This is a genomic window from Myxococcus dinghuensis, assembly GCF_024198235.1.
Taxonomy (GTDB): domain Bacteria; phylum Myxococcota; class Myxococcia; order Myxococcales; family Myxococcaceae; genus Myxococcus; species Myxococcus dinghuensis.
Window position 1 is genome coordinate 20,307 of the sequence record NZ_JAKCFB010000017.1, and the last position, 18,717, is coordinate 39,023.

Genomic DNA, 18,717 nt, shown 5'->3' on the forward strand with positions numbered 1-18,717 from the left:
GGTTGGCGGAAGGGACGGCGTGGGGGCATGCATGTCTTCTACCACGTCCCCCCTTACCTTGTTTCTGGTGCGCGCCGCTCGGCGGGGTTACAAGCAAGGGTTGCGTGGCCAGGAAAAAGTTCATCGCCATCGCGGGCAACATCGGCGCCGGGAAGACGGAGCTCACGTCCTTCCTCTGCCGGAAGTACGGGCTGACCCCGTCCTTCGAGCCCAATGACCAGAACCCCTACCTCGCGGACTTCTACAAGGACATGAAGACGTGGGCCTTCCGCTCACAGCTCTTCTTCCTGACGCACAAGTTCCGCCTCCACCGGGAGATGGAGGCGACGCCCGGTACCGTGCTCCAGGACCGCACCCTCTACGAGGACGCGGAGATCTTCGCCAAGAACCTCCACCGCCAGCGGCTCATCGACAAGCGCGACTGGAAGACGTACTGCGAGCTCTACGAGACCATCTCGGACTCCTTGCGCCCTCCGGACCTGATGATCTACCTGCGGTGCCCCGTGCAGACGCTGCGCGAGCGCATCCGCATCCGGGGACGGACCATGGAAAAGGACATCCCCACCCGCTATCTCCAGCGCCTCAATGCCCTGTATGAGGAATGGTTCGGGGCCTACCAGTTGTCTCCGGTATTGGTGCTGGCCACCGACAAGCTCGACTACTTGACCAACCTGGTGGACCGCGTGGACCTCTTTCGGCAAATCGAGAAGCACCTGTGATGGAGGTCTACCTCCTGGCGACGGAGCAGGAAGGCCCCGCGCCGCTGGATGCCCTGCGGGCCTCGTTCGCGACCGACGAGGTGGAGTTCACCCCGAGCGAGGACGGGGAGGGGTTCGTGCTCCGGGCCGACAGCTCGGAGGTCCACGTGCGCCGGACGGTGGGCATGGAAGGCCTGCCGCGCTTCAACAAGGCGGCCTACAGCGGCAGCCCGGAGGCCTTCACCCGCCTGGGCCGCGCCAAGGCCTTCTACCACCTGTCCCTGGAGCCCGGCGGCCCCCAGCCCACACTGCCCGTGTTCGAGGCGCTGTGGGCCGTGCGCACGCTGCTGGAGCACGTGCCGGGCGTCCTCGTCGACCTGGCGGCCTACAAGCTCCATGAGCCCGAGGATGTCGTGGAAATCACGGAGCTCGATTTCGACATCCGGGACCACGTGCACCTGCACGCGGTGGAGGTGGCCGAAGGGGACACGCCGCTGTGGGTGCACTCGCACGGCATGGAGAAGTTCGGCGCGCGAGATTTGGAGATCTTCCACCTGGCCGAGCAGGACCTGCTGCCGGCGGAGAGCTTCCTCCACGAGCTGTGCACGGATCTGGCCTTCGGGCAGGGGCCGGCGCTGCGCTCGCAGGTGGGCACCAGCGAGGGCCAGGCCTTCATGGTCGTCCCGTCGGAGGAGGCCCGGACGAACCTGCTGGGGGTGCCGCTGGAGACGTTCGAGGGGCATGAGAGCCGCTTCCTCACCGTGGTCTCTCCCCTGGGGCGGCACAACACGTCCCAGTTGCTGGCGCCGTACCGCGAGCGCTTCGCCCAGGAGCCGGAGGAGCAGACGGAGTCCATGCGCCGCGAGGCGCAGGCGCTGCTGCCCGCGTTCCTCGCGCGCTTCCAGCGTAAGGGGCTGATGGAGCCCCTGACGTTCCTCGTCCGCGCGCCGTTCGACACCCATCCGGACGGCAACACGGTGGTGGAGAACCTGTGGCTGGAGGTCATGGCCCGGGACGAGGGCAGCCTCGTGGGGAAGCTGGTGGATGGCGCGGTGCACACCACGGAGTGGCGCAAGGGCGCTCACGTGGAGGTTGAAGAGACCCAGGTCAATGCACTGGCGATCAGCCGCGAGGGACGCGCGCTCGACGAGGGTGAGATTCGCGCCTTGTTGAACGCCGAGCGCCCCATGTAGTGACACACGGGGCCGCTTGCCCGGTCCTCCAGGGGCGCTAGGCTCCGCGCTCCATGCCCGCCCTGCTGCTGCTCACCGGCCCTTCCGCGGGACGCCGTTACGAGATCCACGCGGAGATGGCCATCGGCCGCAGCCCGTCGTGTGACATCCCCCTGCGCGACGACCAGGTGTCGCGCAAGCACGCGCAACTGTCCGTGCAGGAGGGGCAGGTCCGGCTGAGGGACCTGGACTCCCGCAACGGCACGCTCGTCAACGGCGCTCGCATCAGCGGCGAGGTGGTGCTGCAGGCAGGGGATCGCGTCCGGGTGGGCGGGACGATGGCCGTCTTCGAGCCGCCCGCGGTGACGCTGGTGGAGGGCGGCCCCACGTCCCCGGGCCACGTCCCCATCGAGGAGGTGCTGCCCCACGTGGGCGCGGCCGCGGCGCTGTACTCGGCGGGGACGGCGCTCCTGGGCGCCACCAGCGAGGCCATGGTGCTGCGGCGGCTGGCGGACGAGGTCGCGCGGGCGCTGAGCGCGGACCGCGCCGCCGCGCTCCTGGGCAACGGGACGGGGTTGCTGACGGCCGCCGTGTCGGGCGCGGAGTCCGTGTCGGTGCCGCGGCTGCTCGCGCAGGTGGCGCTCGACCGCAAGGAGTTGGTCCAGTCGGACTCGGAGATGTGCGCGCCGCTCGTCGCGTCCGGGGGCATGCCCTTCGGCGTGCTGTACGTGGTGCGCGCGGACTCGCCCTTCACCGGCGGCGAGGGACAGCTCCTGGCCGCGTTGGGGCGACTGGGGGGCGAGGCCTATACGGCGGTGCGCTCGCGGAGCGAGGGCGAGGCCCAGGCGCCCGCGCTGCTGGGAAGCTCGCGTCCGCTGCGCACGGTGATGGAGAACGCCCGGCGCGCGGCGAACAGCGCCGCCCCCGTGGTGATTCACGGTGAGCCGGGGACGGGCAAGACGCTGCTGGCGCGGCTCGTCCACGCGCGCTCTCCGCGAGCGCTCGAGCCGCTGGTGGTGGTGGACTGCCGTCTGCCACCGGAGCAGGTGGAGGAGATGCTGCTCGGCAGGGCGAGCGCGCCGGGGCAGCCACCCATGGCGTCCGCGCTGCTGCGCGCCGACCGGGGCTCGCTGGTGCTCCAGCACGTCGGGGCCCTGCCCAAGCCCCTCGCGGAGCGCCTGGCGCGGCTGCTGGCCCGGCGCACCGCGCCCGCGCGTCAGGGCGGCGAGGAGCCCGTCGACGTGCGGCTGCTCGTCACCGCGCCGGCCCCGCTCGGTGTGATGACCTCGAAGGGAGGGCTGGACTCCGCGCTGGGGCGGAGCCTGATGGGCTTCGAGCTGGACGTCCCCGCCTTGCGGGAGCGGCGCGCCGACGTCCTGGTGCTCCTGGAGTCCTTCATCACGCGAGCTGCGCGCCGGGTGAGCCGCGAGCCTCCCGTCCTCGCGCCGGACGCGCGGCGGCTGTTGTCCGACTACGGCTGGCCGCAGAACGTCCGCGAGGTGGAGCTGGTGGGCGAACGGCTGGGCCTGCTGTACGCCGGCGGGCGCGTGGGCGCGCTCCACCTGCCTCCCGAAATCCAGGACGGCGGAGCGGAAGGGCGGACGCTCCAGGAGCGTGTGTCGCGACTGGAGCGCGACGCCATCACCGAGGCCCTGCGCGAGGCTGGAGGCAAGAAGGTCCGCGCCGCGGCGCTGCTGGGCATCAGCCGGCCGACGCTCGACAAGAAGATCGAGGAGTTCGGCATCACCGTGGAGCGCAATCGCCGGGGGTGACGCCGTCGCGTCACTTCCTGCGGCTGAGCACCACGCCGGTGATGATGAGCGCGGCTCCCAGGATCTGCAGGCCGGTGGGCCGCTCGCCGCGCACGGCCCACGCGGTCAGCGCCGCCACCACGGGGACGCCCGTGTTGTAGAGCGAGGCCCTCGCGCTGCCCACCTGCTGCACGGTGCGACCCCAGATGTAGTAGCTGAGCACGAGCGGAATCAGCGCCGAGTACACCACGCCCAGCCACGCGCCCATGCCGATGGGGCGCGGGTCGAGCACGAGCACGGAGGGCACCCCCGCGAGGATGACCCCGGGCGCCCCGGTCAGCATGGTGACGGCGGTGACGCGCAGCGCGGACACCTCCGGGCCGATGGTGCGGATGCCCACGGTGTACACCGCCCAGCACACGCACCCGACCAGGATGAGGCCGTCGCCCAGCCGGCTCCCCGCGCCCATGGAGGGGCCCCGCGCGAGGACGATCATCAACATGCCCACCACCGCCAACGACAGGCCCGTCATCAACGGGCGCGTCAGCCGGTCCACGCCCAGCACCGTGCCCAGCCCGGCCACCAACACAGGCGTCGTCGCCGTCAGCAGTCCGCTGTTCGCGGCCGTCGTGTTCGCCACGCCGAGGATGAAGCACAGTTGGTACACGGTGTTGCCCACCAGCCCCAGCCCCGCGAGCTTCAGGAACAACCGCCAGGGGAGGGGCTTCCAGCCTTCGACCTTCCACAGCAGCGCCGCCATGGCCACGGAGGCGACGGTGAAGCGCAGCGACATGAAGGCCAGCGGTGGAATCGTGTCCAACGCCTCCTTCACCACCGTGTAGTTGGAGCCCCAGACAACCACCACGCCCAGGATGGCCAGGTCCGACGCGGAGAAGGGCCGGGACGCGGCTGCGGGGGCGGTGGCTGTCGAGGAGGACACGACGCGCGAGCCAATACGCCCCGCGGCCTCCGCGCGCAACCCGACCTTTCCCCACCGGGCCGGCTTGTCCGCATGGCCGGCGTGGCATAAACGCGCGGCCATGGACCTACGCTTTTCGGACGAGGTGCGACGCGCTCGCGACGAGGGGAAGCCCATCGTCGCCCTGGAGACGAGTGTGGTGGCCCAGGGGCTGCCGTACCCGGACAACCTCGGGGCCGCGCGCGCCTGTGAGGAGGCCGTCCGACGCGCGGGCGCCGTGCCCGCCGCCATCGCCGTGGTGGACGGCGAGGTGTGCATCGGTCTGGAGGACGCGGCGCTGCGCCGGCTCGCCGAGGGCAAGGAGCGGTTGATGAAGCTCGGCTCCCGCGACCTCGCGGTGGCGCTGGCCACGCGGGCGTCGGGCGGCACCACGGTGAGCTCGACGTGCGAGCTGGCCGCCGCGGCGGGCATCCGCGTGTTCGCCACCGGCGGCATCGGCGGCGTGCACCGGGGCGTGTCCGAGCACTGGGACATCTCCCAGGACATCTCCGCCCTGGCGCGATTCCCGGTGGCGGTGGTGTGCGCGGGCGCCAAGTCCGTGCTGGACCTGCCCAAGACGATGGAGCTGCTCGAGACGGCGGGCGTGCCCGTCATCGGCGTGGGGACGGACGAGCTGCCGTCCTTCTACAGCCGGGAGTCCGGGCTGAAGCTGGAGCACCGCGTGGACGACGTCGCCACCGCGGCGCGCATCGCCCGCGTCCGCTTCGAGACGCTGGGGCAGGGCGGGGGCGTGCTCTACACCGTGCCGCCGCCCGAGGAGACCGCGCTGCCGCGCGGAGACGTGGAGCTGCACATCGCCTCCGCGCTCGCGGAGGCCGAGCAGCAGGGCGTGCGCGGCAAGGCCGTGACGCCGTTCCTCCTGTCGAACCTCGCCAAGCGCACCAGCGGCAAGACGCTCAAGGCCAACCTGGCGCTGCTCACGAACAACGCCCGCTTCGCCAGCCAGCTCGCCGTGGCCTACGCGCGCGGCGACTGACACAGGCGATACATCCACCCTCCGGTGGGGCGCGCGGTGGGCGCGCCTCACCGGACCGGGGCGCGCTACTGCTGGAACCAGGCGACCAGCGCCTCCAGTTCGCGCCGGTCCACGTCGTCGAAGGCCGCCTTGTGCTGGCTGTCGATGTCCAGCACGGCGATGAGCTCGCGGTTCTTGCCGTACACCGGGACGACGATCTCCGACGCCGAGCGCGCGTCGCACGCGATGTGGCCGGGGAAGGCGTGGACGTCCGGTACGACCTGCGTCTGGCCCGTCTCCGCGGCGGTGCCGCACACGCCGCGGCCGAACTTGATCTCCATGCACCCGAGGGTGCCCTGGTAGGGGCCCACGCGCAGCAGCTTGCCGGGCGTCACCACCCGGTAGAACCCCGTCCACAGGTGGCCGAAGGCGTTGTGCAGCAGGCAGCTGATGGTGGCCATGCCCGCGATGGTGTCATCCATGCCCGCGAGCACCGCCTGGACGTGCTCTCGGAGCTCCGCGTAGGCCTGCTCCTTGGGAACGGCGCGCAGATCCAGGGTGACTTCAGCCATGATGGGAGCCTCGGATTCGGGGGGGCGACCCCAGCGTCAGGGCCGGGGGATGTCGGCGTCCCCACTTAACACCCTGACTCCCCCGTCGCACAGGAGGCTCCCGTGGAACGACTCATCCTCGATGCAGATACCTGGCTGCTCGTCCTCACCGGGGCGGGCGTCTCAGCGGAGAGCGGCATCGCCACCTTCCGGGGAATGGGCGGTCTCTGGGAGAACCACCCCGTCGAGGACGTGGCCTCGCCGCAGGGCTTCATCAAGGACCCACTGCTCGTGTGGCGCTTCTACTCGGAGCGGCGCGCCGCGGCGGCGAGTGTCCAGCCCAACCCCGGCCACCACGCGCTCGCGGACTGGGAGCGCCACCTGGGCAACCGCTTCCTCCTGGCCACGCAGAACGTCGACGGCCTGCACCTGAGCGCGGGCAGCCAGCGCGTGGTCGAGATGCACGGCAACCTCTTCAAGAGCCGCTGCACCCACTGCGAGCGCGAACCGTTCGCCGACACCACCGTCTACGCCACCGGCACGTTGCCCCTGTGCGGACAGTGCGGCGAGATGCTGCGGCCCCACATCGTGTGGTTCGGCGAATACCTCGAGCCGGCGGACCTGGAGCGCATCGAGAGCTTCGTCCACACGGCGCTCGACCACGGCGGAAAGCTCGTGTTCCTGTCGGCGGGGACGTCCGGCGCGGTGTACCCGGCGGCGGGGCTCGTCAACAAGGTCACCGCGGCGGGCGGCGACACCTGGTCCGTCAACCTGGAGGCGGCGGAGAACTCCCACCGCTTCAAGCACTTCGTCCAGGGAAAGAGCGGCGAGGTGCTCCCCGCGCTGGCCGACCTGCGCTGAGACACGAACGCCGCCTCGGGATTCCGGGGCGGCGTCGGGGGACTACTCGAAGACGGAGATGTCCGAGCCGGGGCTCGCCGGCTTGGGCTTGGGCTTGGGCTGCGCGACCCGGATGGGCTCCAGCGTGACGTCCACCGTCTGGGTATCACCGGCGACGCGGCTGAAGTTGAGCGTGCGCTCCTCGCTCTTGTGCCCCGCGAGCCGGAAGCTCAGCACGTGCGACTTGTCGCGCGGCATCTCGAGCTTGATGGGCGTGGTGCCCAACTGCTCCTCGCCCTCGAAGATGGCCGCGCCCGCCGGCGTCGTGTTGAACGTCACCACGAGCGACGTGGCTCCCGTGTTGCCGGCGCTGGTCGTGGTCGTGGGCGTCGAGGGCTCGGTCGGACGCGCCGCCACGGGCTTGTCGGGGGCGACCTCCACCACGCGCGGCATGGGCTGCGGGCCGCTCTTGCCACCGCCGAACACCACCGCCGCGCCCACGCCGAGGAGCACGAGCGGCACCGCCACCAGCGCCACCTTCTTGCCGGTGGACATGCCGGTGGGCTCCGGCGGAGGGGGCGGAGCGGGTGTCGCGCCGCGCGGGTTGGGCGGCCTGACCCGGCTCTGCGAGGAGCTGCCGCCCGGGCCCGCACCGGCCTGGCTTCGCGCGACGACGATGTTCGAGGGCGTGGAGCCGGCCCGGCCCGCGCTCGTGGCGGAGCGGGGACGCACGCCGCTGCCACTGCCGACGGGGCGGCCCGCGCGGCTCCCCGGACGGCTGCCGCTGCCCCGGTCGTTGACGCCGGAGGTGGAGCCGCCGCTGGGCATCGCGTCGAGCTGCTCGGGCGACAGGTCCGCCACCGTGTCCTGCATGGCGTCGATGAACTCCTGCGCCGTCTGGTACCGGTCGTCCTTCTCCGGGGCCAGGGCCTTCTGGAAGAAGGCGTCCAGCGCCGCGGGCACCGGCGCGCCCTGGCGCTTGGTGTTGACGGCGGGGACCTGCTGCGTGAGCGACGCGGTCAGCGCCTTGCGCACGGTGTTGGCGCCGAAGGGCGAGCTGCCCGTGAGGCAGAAGTAGAGCACGCCCGCCATCGAATACAGGTCGGAGCGCTGGTCCACGGCCTCGCCACCGGCCTGCTCGGGCGGCATGTACTGCGGCGTGCCCAGCACCTGACCGGTGGAGGTGAGCTGCTCCTCCTCCTCGGCCTCGAGCGCCTTCACCAGGCCGAAGTCCAGCACCTTGACGAAGTCCTTCCCGCCCAGGTCCTGCACCATGATGTTGTGCGGCTTCAGGTCGCGGTGGACGCAGCCCTCCGCGTGCGCGTGCGCCAGGCCCTGCGTCGCCTGCTCCAGCAGGCTGATGGCGCGACGCAGGGACATGGGCCCCTCGCGCTTGACGACCTCCTTGAGGCTCTCGCCCTGGAGGAGCTCCATCACGTAGTAGCAGGTGCCGTCCGGCGAGCGACCGAAGTCGAAGATGGTGATGACGTTCGGGTGGCGCAGACGGCTGGCGATCTCCGCCTCGCGACGGAAGCGCTCGAAGAACTGGGGTGCGGCGGCGAGCGAAGGGTTCAGCGTCTTCACCGCGACGGGGCGCTGCACGGACGTCTGGGTGGCACGGAACACCATGCCCATGCCGCCCTGGCCGAGCACGCTCTCAATCTTGTAGCGGCCATCGAGCACCTGGCCGATGAGCTGGAGGCTCTGGCCCGAGCAGAGGTGGTCGATGCCGTCGGTGCTTCCGCAATGGGGACAAGGGGCAGCCATGTGGGGCCGGAGTATAGGCAGGCACGGGGCGGGTCCGGAAAGGGGCCTCTGGGCCCCCTGGGGGCCGGGCGGTCATCTCCGGCGTTCCCCGTGGGGCCCGAGACTGTTACATCCCCGCCCGCCATGAGCCTCGTCATCGCCCAGGACCTCAGTCTCGCCTATGGGAAGAAGGTCCTCTTCGACAGCGACAGCTTCACCCTCGGCCCCAGGGACCGTGTGGGCCTCGTCGGGGCCAACGGGACCGGCAAGAGCACCCTGATGAAGATCCTGGCGGGGGTCACCCAGCCGGATTCGGGGACGCTCACCTACCGGCGGCGGGCCCGCTGGGGGTATCTGCCCCAGGAAATCGCGGGGTTGCCCGAGGGCACCGTGGTGGAGGCGGTGATGAGCACCGTCCCGGGGCGTGACGCGTTGGAGACACGGCTCCAGGAGACGGAGGCGGCCCTGGCCGCCGCGGAGGACGAAGAGGACCAGCTGGAGCTGGCCCAGTCCCTGGCCGACCTGCACACGGAGCTGGACGACTTCGAGAACCGCTTCGGCCGGCATCACGCCGAGCGCATCCTCAAGGGCCTGGGGTTCAAGGACACGGACCTGGCCAAGCCCACCTCCGCGCTGTCCGGCGGCTGGCGCATGCGCGCGGCGCTGGCGGGCCTGCTCCTCCAGGACCCGGACCTGCTCCTGCTCGACGAGCCCACCAACCACCTCGACGTGCCCACGCTCGCCTGGTTCGACGGCTTCCTGAAGCGGTCGAACAAGGCGATGGTGCTCATCTCCCACGACCGGGACTTCCTCAACCGGCAGATCAACCGGGTGGTGTCGCTGGAGCTGGAGGGCGTGCGCGAGTACGCCGGCAACTACGACGACTACAAGCGCCTGCGCGCCGAGGAGAAGGTCCTCCTCCAGGCGCGGGCGGAGAAGGTGGAGGCCCGTCGCGCGGAGCTCCAGTCCTTCATCGACCGCTTCGGCGCCAAGGCGACCAAGGCGCGCCAGGCGCAGAGCCGCGCGAAGATGATCGAGAAGCTGGAGAAGGTCGTCGTCCTCGAGGAGCGGGCGACGATGAAGTTCCGCTTCCCGGAGGTGGATCGCAGCGGCCGGGACGTGGTGACGCTGGAGGGCATCACCAAGCGCTACGGTGCGCAGACCGTCTACGACGGGCTCACGGGGCGCGTGGAGCGCGGGCAGCGCATCGCGGTGGTGGGCGCCAACGGCGCGGGCAAGACGACGCTCCTGCGGATGGTGGCGGGGGAGCTGACGCCGGACTCGGGCACGGTGACGCTCGGTCACAACGTGGTGGTGGGGTATTACGCGCAGCACCACGCGGACAAGCTCGACCGCCGCAACACCATCATCGAGGAGGTCAAGCCGCTCGCGGCCGACAAGCCGGAGAGCTACGTGCGCGCGGTGCTGGGCGCGTTCCTCTTCAGCGGTGACGACGTGGAGAAGCCCATCGGCGTGCTCAGCGGTGGCGAGCGCGCGCGCGTGGCGCTGGCCAAGCTGCTCCTGGTGCCGTCCAACTTCCTGCTGATGGACGAGCCGACGAACCACCTGGACCTCGACTCGTCGGAGATGCTCATCGAGGCGTTGAAGCTCTACGGTGGCACGCTGCTGTTCGTCAGCCACAACCGCAGCTTCATCAACAACCTGTCCACGCATGTCTGGGAGGTGGCGGACGGGAAGCTGACGCCGCACCCGGGCAACCTCGACGACTACCTGTACCACCAGGAGCAGCAGCGCCTGGAGGCGGAGGCCGCCGCGGGCGGCGCGGGGCAGGGGCGTGGTGGGGCGGACAAGGCCGCGGCCGGGCCCGTGTCGGAGAAGGAGCGCAAGCGACTGGAGGCCGAGGCCCGCCAGCGGCGCAGCGCCGTCGAGGGGCCCATCAAGAAGGAGATCGCGAAGATCGAGGAGCAGATCGCGAAGCTCGAGGCCGAGCAGAAGGAGCGCGAGGCGCAGCTTGCCGACCCCGTCCTCTACAACGACTTCGCGCGCGCCAAGCCCCTGATGGACGCGCACCGCGAGGGCAAGGAGACGCTGGAGGACCTCTATGCGCGGTGGGAGTCCGCGCAGGAGAAGCTGGCGGAGGCCACCGCGTCGCTGAGCTGAGGCCGGGTTCGGCTCACTGGCCGAACATCCGGGAGAACAGCCACGTGAGCGCGGAGCCCGCGGCGTCTCCCGTGGCGCCCACGGCCAGGGCCTCCGTGCCGCCAGCGCCGGAGGGGAACGACGGCTCCGCGCTCGGTCGGGCCTTCGTCAGCTCGTCGGTGAACGGGGCGGCCCCCTCGGGGGCGCAGCTACCGCAGTAGAGCTTCTCCTCCCAGACGAAGCCGTACCGGGGTTCGAGCTTGCGCCGGCACGCGGCGCAGGTCGACGTCTCCTGCTTGCCGAGCTGGGGCCGCACGTCGAGTGGCACGCTCCGATACTGCGCCGCGGCCTGCTGGAGCTGTTGCAGCTCACCCGGGTCCAGCGCCACGCCCGCGCAATCCGGGCAGGCCTCCACCGTGATGCCCAGTGCCTCCACGGCGGGGAGGGGCGCCTTGCCGCAGCGGGGGCAGGTGGGCGCCGTGGCGCCGCACTCGGGGCACGCGGGGACGTATTGGAGCGACACCGAGCAGCCCTTGCACACGCCCGGCTTGCCCCGCGCCCGCCGCACCAGTGCTTCGGAGAAGGAGCCGCCCAGCACCTTCGCCAGGGCCTCGCCCTCGAACCAGACGGCCCCGCACCCATCACATTCCTCGCGGGACAGGCCGCCGATGAACGTCGGACGCATCGTCTGCTGACAGAAGGGACAGGCGCTCATGACCGGTCAGTCTACGCCAGGTGCGAGTCCGGTATCGGCGAGGCCCACGCCCGTTCGAGGAATCTCAGCCTCGCGTGAATTTTCTCCAAAGGGCGTCGTCCTCAGCGAGCGCCGATGGAACCCGGGAGCCACGGCACATCCCCCACTCACGCTCGTCTGGAGAAGACATGTTTTCGCGCGCGCTCGTCGCAAACGTCGTCGCGTTGTCCCTCGTTGGCTGTGCAGGCGCTACGTTCACCACGACGAGGACGGGGCTGGACGGAAAGACCGTCGTCACCAGCTCCGACCCGGCGGAGCAGGCGCGCATCGATGCGGCGGAGCGTGACCGGGAGGCCTACGCCAAGGCCATCGCCGACGCGCCTCGCCGCTCGCCTGGAGCGCCCATCGAGATCGCCGTCTTCGAGACGACCGTCGCCGAGGAACTCGCCAGGTCCCTCGACCGGAAGCAGCTCGACGAGATGTTGCACCGCGAGCTCTCCAGCGACGCCACGCTGCGCATCGTCTCCGTGGGGAGCCTGCCCTCCAACCTGAACCGCCTCGGCGCGTCGGATGGGGAGCGCATCGACGCGGCCCGCGCCAAGGGGCTCTCCCCCGACGTGTGGGTCATGCCGCACGTCCTCCTCGAGGACACGGTGGGGACGAGCGGTGGCAAGCTCGTCTCGGTGAAGGCGTTCACCCTGCGCAGTGAGCTGTGGTCCGCCTACGGCACGGGCACGACGAAGGCAGAGGCGAAGGGCACCGTCTTCCAGAACGCGCAGGTGGTGATGAGCGCCGCGGCGCGGATCCGCTCGGCCACCGTGGATGAGCTCGGCCCCAACCTGCCCGACCGCAAGGCGGTGGCCGGCATCCAGGAGGAGCGGCGGAAGAAGCAGCTCGACGCGATCAAGGAGCAGGCCGGCATCCGCCCCGAGGACGACACCCAGACCCGGCTGCGCAAGCTCTTCGGCGTCAAGGACGAGCAAGCCCAGCCGGCGGAGCAGTCGTCCGCGAAGGAGTAGCTGCCCAGCCGACGTCGAGGCGGCTCAGCCCGCCTTGCGTCGCCGCTCGCGCTTGGTGCGTGGCTCGGGCGGGGAGGGCTTGGGGGGCTCGCGCAGCTCCTCGGGGACGGGGATGGACTGGGAGATGCGCGTCGCTGGCGGCGGCGTACCTTCCGCGGGCAACCCCTCCACGGGCTTCTCCGCGGGCAGGGCGGGCAGGCGGATGATGAAGGTCGTCCCCTCGTTGACCTTGCTCTGCACGGAGATGCTGCCTCCGTGGTTCTTCACGATGCGCTGGCAGATGGCGAGCCCCAGGCCCGTGCCCTTCTGCTTCGTGGTGAAGAACGGCACGAAGATGTGCATCTGCTGGTCCACGGGGATGCCCGGGCCCGTGTCGGAGATGCGGACCTCCAGCAGCTCGCCCCCGGCGTTGCGGAACTCACCGAAGCGCTCCGGGCGCTCCGTGCGCACGGTGATGCGTCCCTCGCGCGTGTCGAGCGCCTGCACCGCGTTCTGTACCAGGTTGATGAGCACCTGCTTGAGCTGCTCCGCGTCTCCGTCCACCCGGGGCAGTTGCAGGTCCAGCTCCACCGCCAGCGCGACGTGGGCGGGCACGTCGTTCTGGATGAGGCGCATGGTGCGCGTGACGACCTCGTTGAGGTCGGTGGGGCCGAAGCTCTGCTTCATCGGCCGCGCGTAGTCGAGGAACGCCGTCACCACGCCGTTGAGGCGGTTGACCTCCTCGACGATGACCTCCAGGAACTCGCCGTCCTCGCCGGGCAGCCGCACGGGGTCCAGGCACTGCGCGGCACCCTTGATGGCGCCCAGCGGGTTGCGGATCTCGTGCGCGAGGCCCGCCGCCATCTCACCCAGCGCCGCCAGGCGGTCACGCTCGCGGATCTTCTCGTACAGCTTCGAGTTCTCCAGCACCGTCGCCAGCTTCTCCGCCACCTCCAGGATGAGGGCGATCTCATCCGACGCGAACGCCTCCGGCACCCGCTCGTCCCACAGATTCAGGAAGCCGATGACCCGGTCGTTCCCCACCATGGGCACGCTGATGCCGGCCCGCATCTGCACCAGCGCCGCGCGCGTGTCGTTCAACCGCTTGAGCTCGTCGCGATACCGCCGTCCCTCCACCGACTGGAGCCGCAGCGTGGCGCCTCGGCGCTCGACGTTCTCCAGCAGCACCGCCTTCTGGCCGCTGGCCACCGCGAACAACAGGCCGCGCGCGGCGGCCGTGTCCAGGAACGCCACGGGCAGGGGGCCTCGCGAGTCCAGCAGCCGGTAGCCGGGGCGATCCTCCGCCAGCAGGTACACCGACGAGTGCGTCACGCGGCCCGTCTCGTGGAGCGTGTCGAGCACCAGCCGCGCCAGCTCGGAGATCTCGATGACGTTGGCCATGCGCGCGCGCAGCGTCCCCAGCGCGTCCAGCAGGGCGAAGCGCTCGCGGAAGAAGATGCGCACCACCATCTCCTCCACCTTGGCGCGCAGCGGGTCCAGCAGGATGAGGATGACGAACGCCGCCACCACCGTGTTGAAGACGAACAGCCCCGTGTCCTCGTCCACCCACGCCGTCAACACCGTGAAGACGGCCGCGAGGATGACGGCCAGCACCGTCTGCGAGGCGATCTTCCCCAGCAGCTCGTGCAGGTCCATCAGCCGCAGCCGCAGCAGCGTCTGCGCGAGGAAGAACAGGTAGAGCGTGGTGAAGACCGGCCCCAGCGTCGGGACGGGGACGCCGTAGCGGCTCAGGAAGTCCAGCGCGGAGAAGAGGATGGCCGCGCCCGCGCCGATGGCCAGGTACATCAGCCGCAGCTGCTCGATGCGGGACTCGTTGCTGCGAACCCGATGGAGCAGCAATGAGACGGAAGCAAGCAGGGAGCCGAGCACCCAGATGCCCATGGCGACGCGGCCCCACGCCTTGTCTCCGAGCGGGGTGACGGCGACCGCCAGTCCCAGGACGACCGACAGGACGGCGAGCCTGCGGCCGACCAGGTGTGTTCCCTTGCTGACACCCAAGAACTCGAGGAAGAAGCCCACCGCCGCGCCTGGGACGAGCGAGGCCGCCAGGACGGTGATGCCGAGGGTGATTCGGGACGTCCATGGGTAGGACGTCGCGGGGAAGATGCTGTGGAAGAAGAACGAGAGGTAGTACCCGGCCACCGTCAGGGCGAAGACGGAGTACAGGGTGAGGACCTTGGGCCGGCCCGGCCGCAGCAGCATGGACACGCCCAGGGCGAGGCCGATGATGGATGCCAGCAGGGCGCTCTGTGTCCGGATATCCATGGGCGGGCGGACAGTCTAACCTGTGTCCAGCTCCGGAAATTTTCCATGTCGTGCCGGTTGTCCTGGGGCGAGCCCGCGCACACCTCCCCGCTTCCCCAGCCCCGCGTATGAAGCCCTTCCTGTCCAAGCTCGCTGTCGTCGCCTCCGCGGTGCTGTTGTCCGCGCAGGCCCCCGCGCCCAACGTGCCCGAGTCCGAGGGGGAGCCGTCCGAGGCCCCCACGCCGCACACGGAGAACGCCCCGTCCGAAGCCCAGTTGTCTCCGCCCCCGGACGCGGAGAAGGCGCCGCTGCCGCCCGGCTACGTGGAGGTCCTCAACCCGGCCTTCCCGAACGCCGCGCCGCCTGCGCCCGTCGTCCACCGGGGACGCCGCTACGCGCAGGAGGACCTGGCGCCGTACTTCGCGGAGGGCAAGAAGAAGGAGGCGAAGGACGCCTTCGACAAGGGGCAGTACACGCGGGCGCGCGAGCTGCTGAAGAACGAGGGTGAGGCGCCGCCGGTGCGCTACCTCCGCGCGCTGTCCGCGCTGCGGGCCGGGGACGACGAGACGGCGGCGAAGGAGCTGGCCGCGCTCGCGCCCGACTATCCCGCGCTGAGGGATCGCTGCCTGACGCACTCGGGTGTGGCGCTGGAGGGCCTGCGCCGCTTCGACGAGGCGGCGGCGCTCCTGGAGCAGGTGCCGCCGGAGTCGCGGCTCTACGTGGACGCGCGGCTGGCGCTGTCACGGGTGCTGCGCAAGAAGAAGGACTCCGCGGGGGCCATGGCCGCGCTGGAGCCGCTGACCTCGCGCGCCGCTCCGAGCTGGGGGCGCAACGTGGGCGCCGAGGCGCTGATGGCCATCGCGGACATCGCCGTGGAGAAGAAGGACCGCGCCGCCGAGCGCGCCGCGCTGTGGCGGTTGTGGGGCGCCCATCCGTTGTCACCGCTGGCGAAGCAGGCCGAGAAGCGCCTCAAGGGACAGACGCCGCCGGTGGAGGCGAAGGTGGCGCGGGGCGAGCAACTGGTGGAGCTGCATCGCAACAAGCAGGGCCTGACGCAGTTGGAGCCGCTGCTGGCCCAGTTGAAGCTGCCGGACACGCTCGCGTGCCGCGCGCACTTCGCCTACGGCAAGGGGATGCGCAAGGAGCGCCAGCACACGCGTGCCATCCAGATCCTCTCGGAGGTGGTGGCGCACTGCACGGAGCGCGACCTGCTGGCGCGGGCGCTGTACGTGCTGGGCTCGTCGCGGTCCATCGTCGACTCCGCGCGCGGCACGGACACGTACGAGCGGCTGGCCCGGGAGTTCCCCGACCACAGCTTCGCGGACGACGCGCTCTTCTACGCGGCCGACCTGTACGTGAAGACCAGCCGCCCCAAGGAGGCGATGGCGCGACTGGACGAACTGGCCCGGCTCTACCCCCAGGGGGACTTCCTGGGCGAGGCGCTCTTCAAGGCGTACTGGATCGCGCGCACCACGGGCGCGGAGGACGTGGCGCAGGGCTTCCTGGATCGCATCGAGGCGCAGTTCGCTCGCGCGGACGAGAGCTACGACGTCGAGCGCGCGCGGTACTGGCGGGCGCGGACGCTGCAGGACAAGGGCAACATCCAGGGGGCCGCGGAGCTGTTCGAGAAGCTCGCGGTGGACCACCCCGCGACGTACTACGGCCTGATGGCGCGCTCGCAGTTGGCGACGGTCGACCCGGCGCGGCTGGAGCGCATCTCCCCGGACATCTTCGCCGTCCCGGAGGCCGCCAGTCCCTGGCCGCTGTTCGCGGGCCCCATGGGCGAGGACCCGCACTTCCGCGCGGGCGTGGAGCTGTTGCGCCTGGGCTTCCCGGAGGCGGTGTCGTCCGAGCTGCTCGCGGTCAACCGCGCCAACCAGCCGGCGGAGTCCATCCGGCTGCTGGTGCTGGTGCTGCACGAGGCCGGCGACGAGCGCTCCGCGCACGCGGTGGCCCGGCTGGCGCTGCGCAAGGACCTGAGCGGCCGCATCACCAAGGAGACGCGCGTGGTGTGGGAGGTGGCCTATCCCAACGCGTTCCGCGACCTCATCGAGAAGCACACGTCCGTCGCGGGCGTGGAGGCGGACCTCTTGCAGGCGTTGATGCGCGAGGAGAGCGCGCTGGACCCGAAGGCGTTGTCCTGGGCCGGCGCGCTGGGGCTGACGCAGTTGATGCCGTCCACCGCGAAGAACGTGGCGCGCGAGCTGAAGCTCAAGCACTTCAACGTGGACCAACTGCTCCAGCCGGACCTGAACATCCGCCTGGGCGCGCACTACCTCGGTGGCCTGCTGAAGAAGTTCGGTGGGCACACGCCGTACGCGGTGGGCAGCTACAACGCGGGCCCGGGCGCGGTGAACCGGTGGCGGTCGGACAAGCCGGACCTGCCGCTCGACGCGTGGGTGGAGGAGATCCCCATCTCCGAGACGCGGGGCTACATCAAGCGCGTGCTGCGCTCGTACAACACCTACCAGCTCCTCTACGGCCGCGCGCCCAAGCTGCCCGTCATCAAGAGCGCGTCGCGATAGGGGCGGGGGCCGTCGGCCATGGCGGACCTGAAGAACCCACGGCTCATCTACGCGAAGGGGTTCCTGTTCCTCCTGGGCGGGGGGATGGCCTCGGGCCTGCTGCTCTGGGAGGCGCCGACGTTGCGCGTGGCGCTGCTGCTCGGGGTGGCGGTGTGGTGCTTCGCGCGCTTCTACTACTTCGCCTTCTACGTGATTGAGCACTACGTGGACCCGGGCTACCGGTTCGCCGGGCTGGGGGACTTCGTCCGCTACCTGTTGTCACGCCGGCCCCGGACCGGGCGGGCGAGGGTGGGCGAGGGGGCCCGCCCGGCCGCAGGGGTGGCGCCCGGGAGCGGACATCCCCCATCCGAGAAGGATGCAGGGGCGGGCGAGGGTGCTACCGTGCGCCGCGAATGAAGAAGATCCTCATCGGTCTGGTCGTCATCGTCGTGCTGGTTGCGGGCGCGGGCGTGAGCGCGTTCGTGTGGGCGGAGAGCGCCGTGCAGCAGGCCGTGGCCCCTCCGGGCGCGGCCACGGTGGAGTTCACGGTGCCCAAGGGCACCTCCGGCAGGGGACTGGGCGGACTGCTCGTCACTCAGGGCCTGCTCGCGGACGCGCGCATCTGGCGTTGGCACCTCTTCCGGCGAGGCTCCTTCTCCCCGAAGGCGGGGCGTCACGAGGTGAGCCCGTCGATGACGGTGGCGGAGCTGGCGAAGGCGCTCGAGGGCAATCCGCTCCCGGATGACGTGCCGTTCGTCGTGGTGGAGGGCTGGCGCCTGCGCGACACCGACGCGGCCCTGGCCGCTGCGGGCTACATCACCCCCGGCGCCTACATCGCGGCGGCGAGCAACCCGAGCAAGTTCACCGCGCCGTTCCCGCTGCCCACGACGTCCCTCGAGGGCTACCTCTACCCGGAGACCTACGGCGTCATCAAAGAGAAGTTCAGCGTGGAGGACCTCATCCAGCGCCAGCTCGACGCGTTCGGCGAGCGCTTCTTCGCGCCCAACCGCGACGCCATCGCGAAGAGTGGCCGCAGCCTCCACGAGGTGGTGGTGATGGCCTCCATGCTGGAGCGCGAGGAGCCGGTGCCGGACCAGCGTCCGCTCGTGGCGGGCATCCTGTGGAAGCGCGTGGACAAGGGCTACCCGCTCGGCGTGGACGCGACGTCGCGTTACGCCCTGGCGCAGTGGAACGACCGTATCGCCTTCCTCAAGCGGCTGCGCGACCCGGAGGACCCGTACAACACCCGCCACCGCAAGGGCCTGCCGCCTGGCCCCATCGGCGCGCCCACCGTGGAGTCGCTCCAGGCCGCCATGTCTCCCAAGGCGAGCGAGTTCTGGTACTACCTCCACGACGCGGAGAAGCGCCTGCACCCGTCCCGCAACGCGGATGAGCACGAGGCGCTGCGCAAGAAGTACAACGTGTACTGAGGGCGTGATGCCCCCCCCGGACCGGCGCGCGACC

Annotated in this window: 15 protein-coding genes; 10 read left to right on the forward strand and 5 right to left on the reverse strand. The window is 70.8% G+C overall.

From position 1 onward, the window contains the following. Window positions 1–104: 104 nt before the first annotated feature. From LZ198_RS22165 to LZ198_RS22175, 3 genes are read left to right on the forward strand one after another with little or no spacing between them, the layout of a single operon-like run. A complete protein-coding gene (locus LZ198_RS22165; protein WP_253974017.1) occupies window positions 105–719 on the forward strand; it encodes a deoxynucleoside kinase in 615 nt (204 codons plus the stop codon). Then, window positions 719–1,891, forward strand: a complete 1,173-nt coding sequence (locus LZ198_RS22170) for a DUF2314 domain-containing protein (RefSeq protein ID WP_253974018.1) — start codon at window positions 719–721, stop codon at window positions 1,889–1,891. Before LZ198_RS22165 ends, LZ198_RS22170 begins: the two co-directional genes overlap by 1 nt. A 53-nt stretch (window positions 1,892–1,944) precedes the next feature. Beyond that, window positions 1,945–3,642, forward strand: a complete 1,698-nt coding sequence (locus LZ198_RS22175) for a sigma-54-dependent Fis family transcriptional regulator (protein ID WP_253974019.1) — start codon at window positions 1,945–1,947, stop codon at window positions 3,640–3,642. Between the two features lie 10 nt (window positions 3,643–3,652). Here LZ198_RS22175 and LZ198_RS22180 read toward each other — a convergent pair whose 3' ends face one another. Beyond that, on the reverse strand, window positions 3,653–4,561 hold the full coding sequence (locus LZ198_RS22180) for a DMT family transporter (RefSeq protein ID WP_253974020.1): 909 nt from the start codon (window positions 4,559–4,561) through the stop codon (window positions 3,653–3,655). Window positions 4,562–4,661: 100 nt separating this feature from the next. On the opposite strand from LZ198_RS22180, the gene LZ198_RS22185 reads away from it, so the two are divergent. Next, entirely contained in the window at window positions 4,662–5,576 is a 915-nt protein-coding gene (locus LZ198_RS22185) for a pseudouridine-5'-phosphate glycosidase (protein ID WP_253974021.1), read from the forward strand. A gap of 65 nt (window positions 5,577–5,641) precedes the next feature. On the opposite strand, the gene LZ198_RS22190 is transcribed toward LZ198_RS22185, so the two are convergent. Further along, window positions 5,642–6,127, reverse strand: a complete 486-nt coding sequence (locus LZ198_RS22190) for a GAF domain-containing protein (protein ID WP_253974022.1) — start codon at window positions 6,125–6,127, stop codon at window positions 5,642–5,644. 102 nt (window positions 6,128–6,229) lie between these two features. Between LZ198_RS22190 and LZ198_RS22195 the strand changes: the two genes are divergently transcribed. Continuing rightward, window positions 6,230–6,967, forward strand: a complete 738-nt coding sequence (locus LZ198_RS22195) for an SIR2 family NAD-dependent protein deacylase (protein ID WP_253974023.1) — start codon at window positions 6,230–6,232, stop codon at window positions 6,965–6,967. 42 nt (window positions 6,968–7,009) lie between these two features. Here the strand turns inward: LZ198_RS22195 and LZ198_RS22200 are convergent, their stop codons facing one another. Then, on the reverse strand, window positions 7,010–8,713 hold the full coding sequence (locus LZ198_RS22200; protein WP_256559810.1) for a serine/threonine protein kinase: 1,704 nt from the start codon (window positions 8,711–8,713) through the stop codon (window positions 7,010–7,012). 123 nt (window positions 8,714–8,836) lie between these two features. Between LZ198_RS22200 and LZ198_RS22205 the strand changes: the two genes are divergently transcribed. After that, window positions 8,837–10,813: an ABC-F family ATP-binding cassette domain-containing protein gene (locus LZ198_RS22205; protein ID WP_253974024.1), complete on the forward strand. Its 1,977-nt coding sequence runs from the start codon at window positions 8,837–8,839 to the stop codon at window positions 10,811–10,813. A 13-nt stretch (window positions 10,814–10,826) separates the two neighbouring features. On the opposite strand, the gene LZ198_RS22210 is transcribed toward LZ198_RS22205, so the two are convergent. Then, on the reverse strand, window positions 10,827–11,507 hold the full coding sequence (locus LZ198_RS22210) for a TFIIB-type zinc ribbon-containing protein (RefSeq protein WP_253974025.1): 681 nt from the start codon (window positions 11,505–11,507) through the stop codon (window positions 10,827–10,829). 167 nt (window positions 11,508–11,674) lie between these two features. Here LZ198_RS22210 and LZ198_RS22215 point away from each other — a divergent pair, with 167 nt between their 5' ends. Next, a complete protein-coding gene (locus tag LZ198_RS22215; protein ID WP_253974026.1) occupies window positions 11,675–12,505 on the forward strand; it encodes a hypothetical protein in 831 nt (276 codons plus the stop codon). A 24-nt stretch (window positions 12,506–12,529) separates the two neighbouring features. Here the strand turns inward: LZ198_RS22215 and LZ198_RS22220 are convergent, their stop codons facing one another. Beyond that, a complete protein-coding gene (locus tag LZ198_RS22220) occupies window positions 12,530–14,770 on the reverse strand; it encodes an ATP-binding protein (protein WP_253974027.1) in 2,241 nt (746 codons plus the stop codon). 107 nt (window positions 14,771–14,877) lie between these two features. Here LZ198_RS22220 and LZ198_RS22225 point away from each other — a divergent pair, with 107 nt between their 5' ends. Genes LZ198_RS22225 through mltG form a run of 3 tightly spaced genes read left to right on the forward strand, consistent with a single transcriptional unit; the run spans window position 14,878 to window position 18,683 of the window. Beyond that, the gene (locus LZ198_RS22225; protein WP_253974028.1) at window positions 14,878–17,274 is read left to right on the forward strand and encodes a lytic transglycosylase domain-containing protein; all 2,397 of its coding nucleotides are present in this window, start codon (window positions 14,878–14,880) and stop codon (window positions 17,272–17,274) included. 18 nt (window positions 17,275–17,292) lie between these two features. Beyond that, entirely contained in the window at window positions 17,293–17,670 is a 378-nt protein-coding gene (locus tag LZ198_RS22230) for a hypothetical protein (protein ID WP_253974029.1), read from the forward strand. Next, window positions 17,667–18,683, forward strand: a complete 1,017-nt coding sequence (gene mltG, locus LZ198_RS22235; protein ID WP_253974030.1) for an endolytic transglycosylase MltG — start codon at window positions 17,667–17,669, stop codon at window positions 18,681–18,683. Before LZ198_RS22230 ends, mltG begins: the two co-directional genes overlap by 4 nt. The last annotated feature ends 34 nt before the right edge of the window (window positions 18,684–18,717 follow it).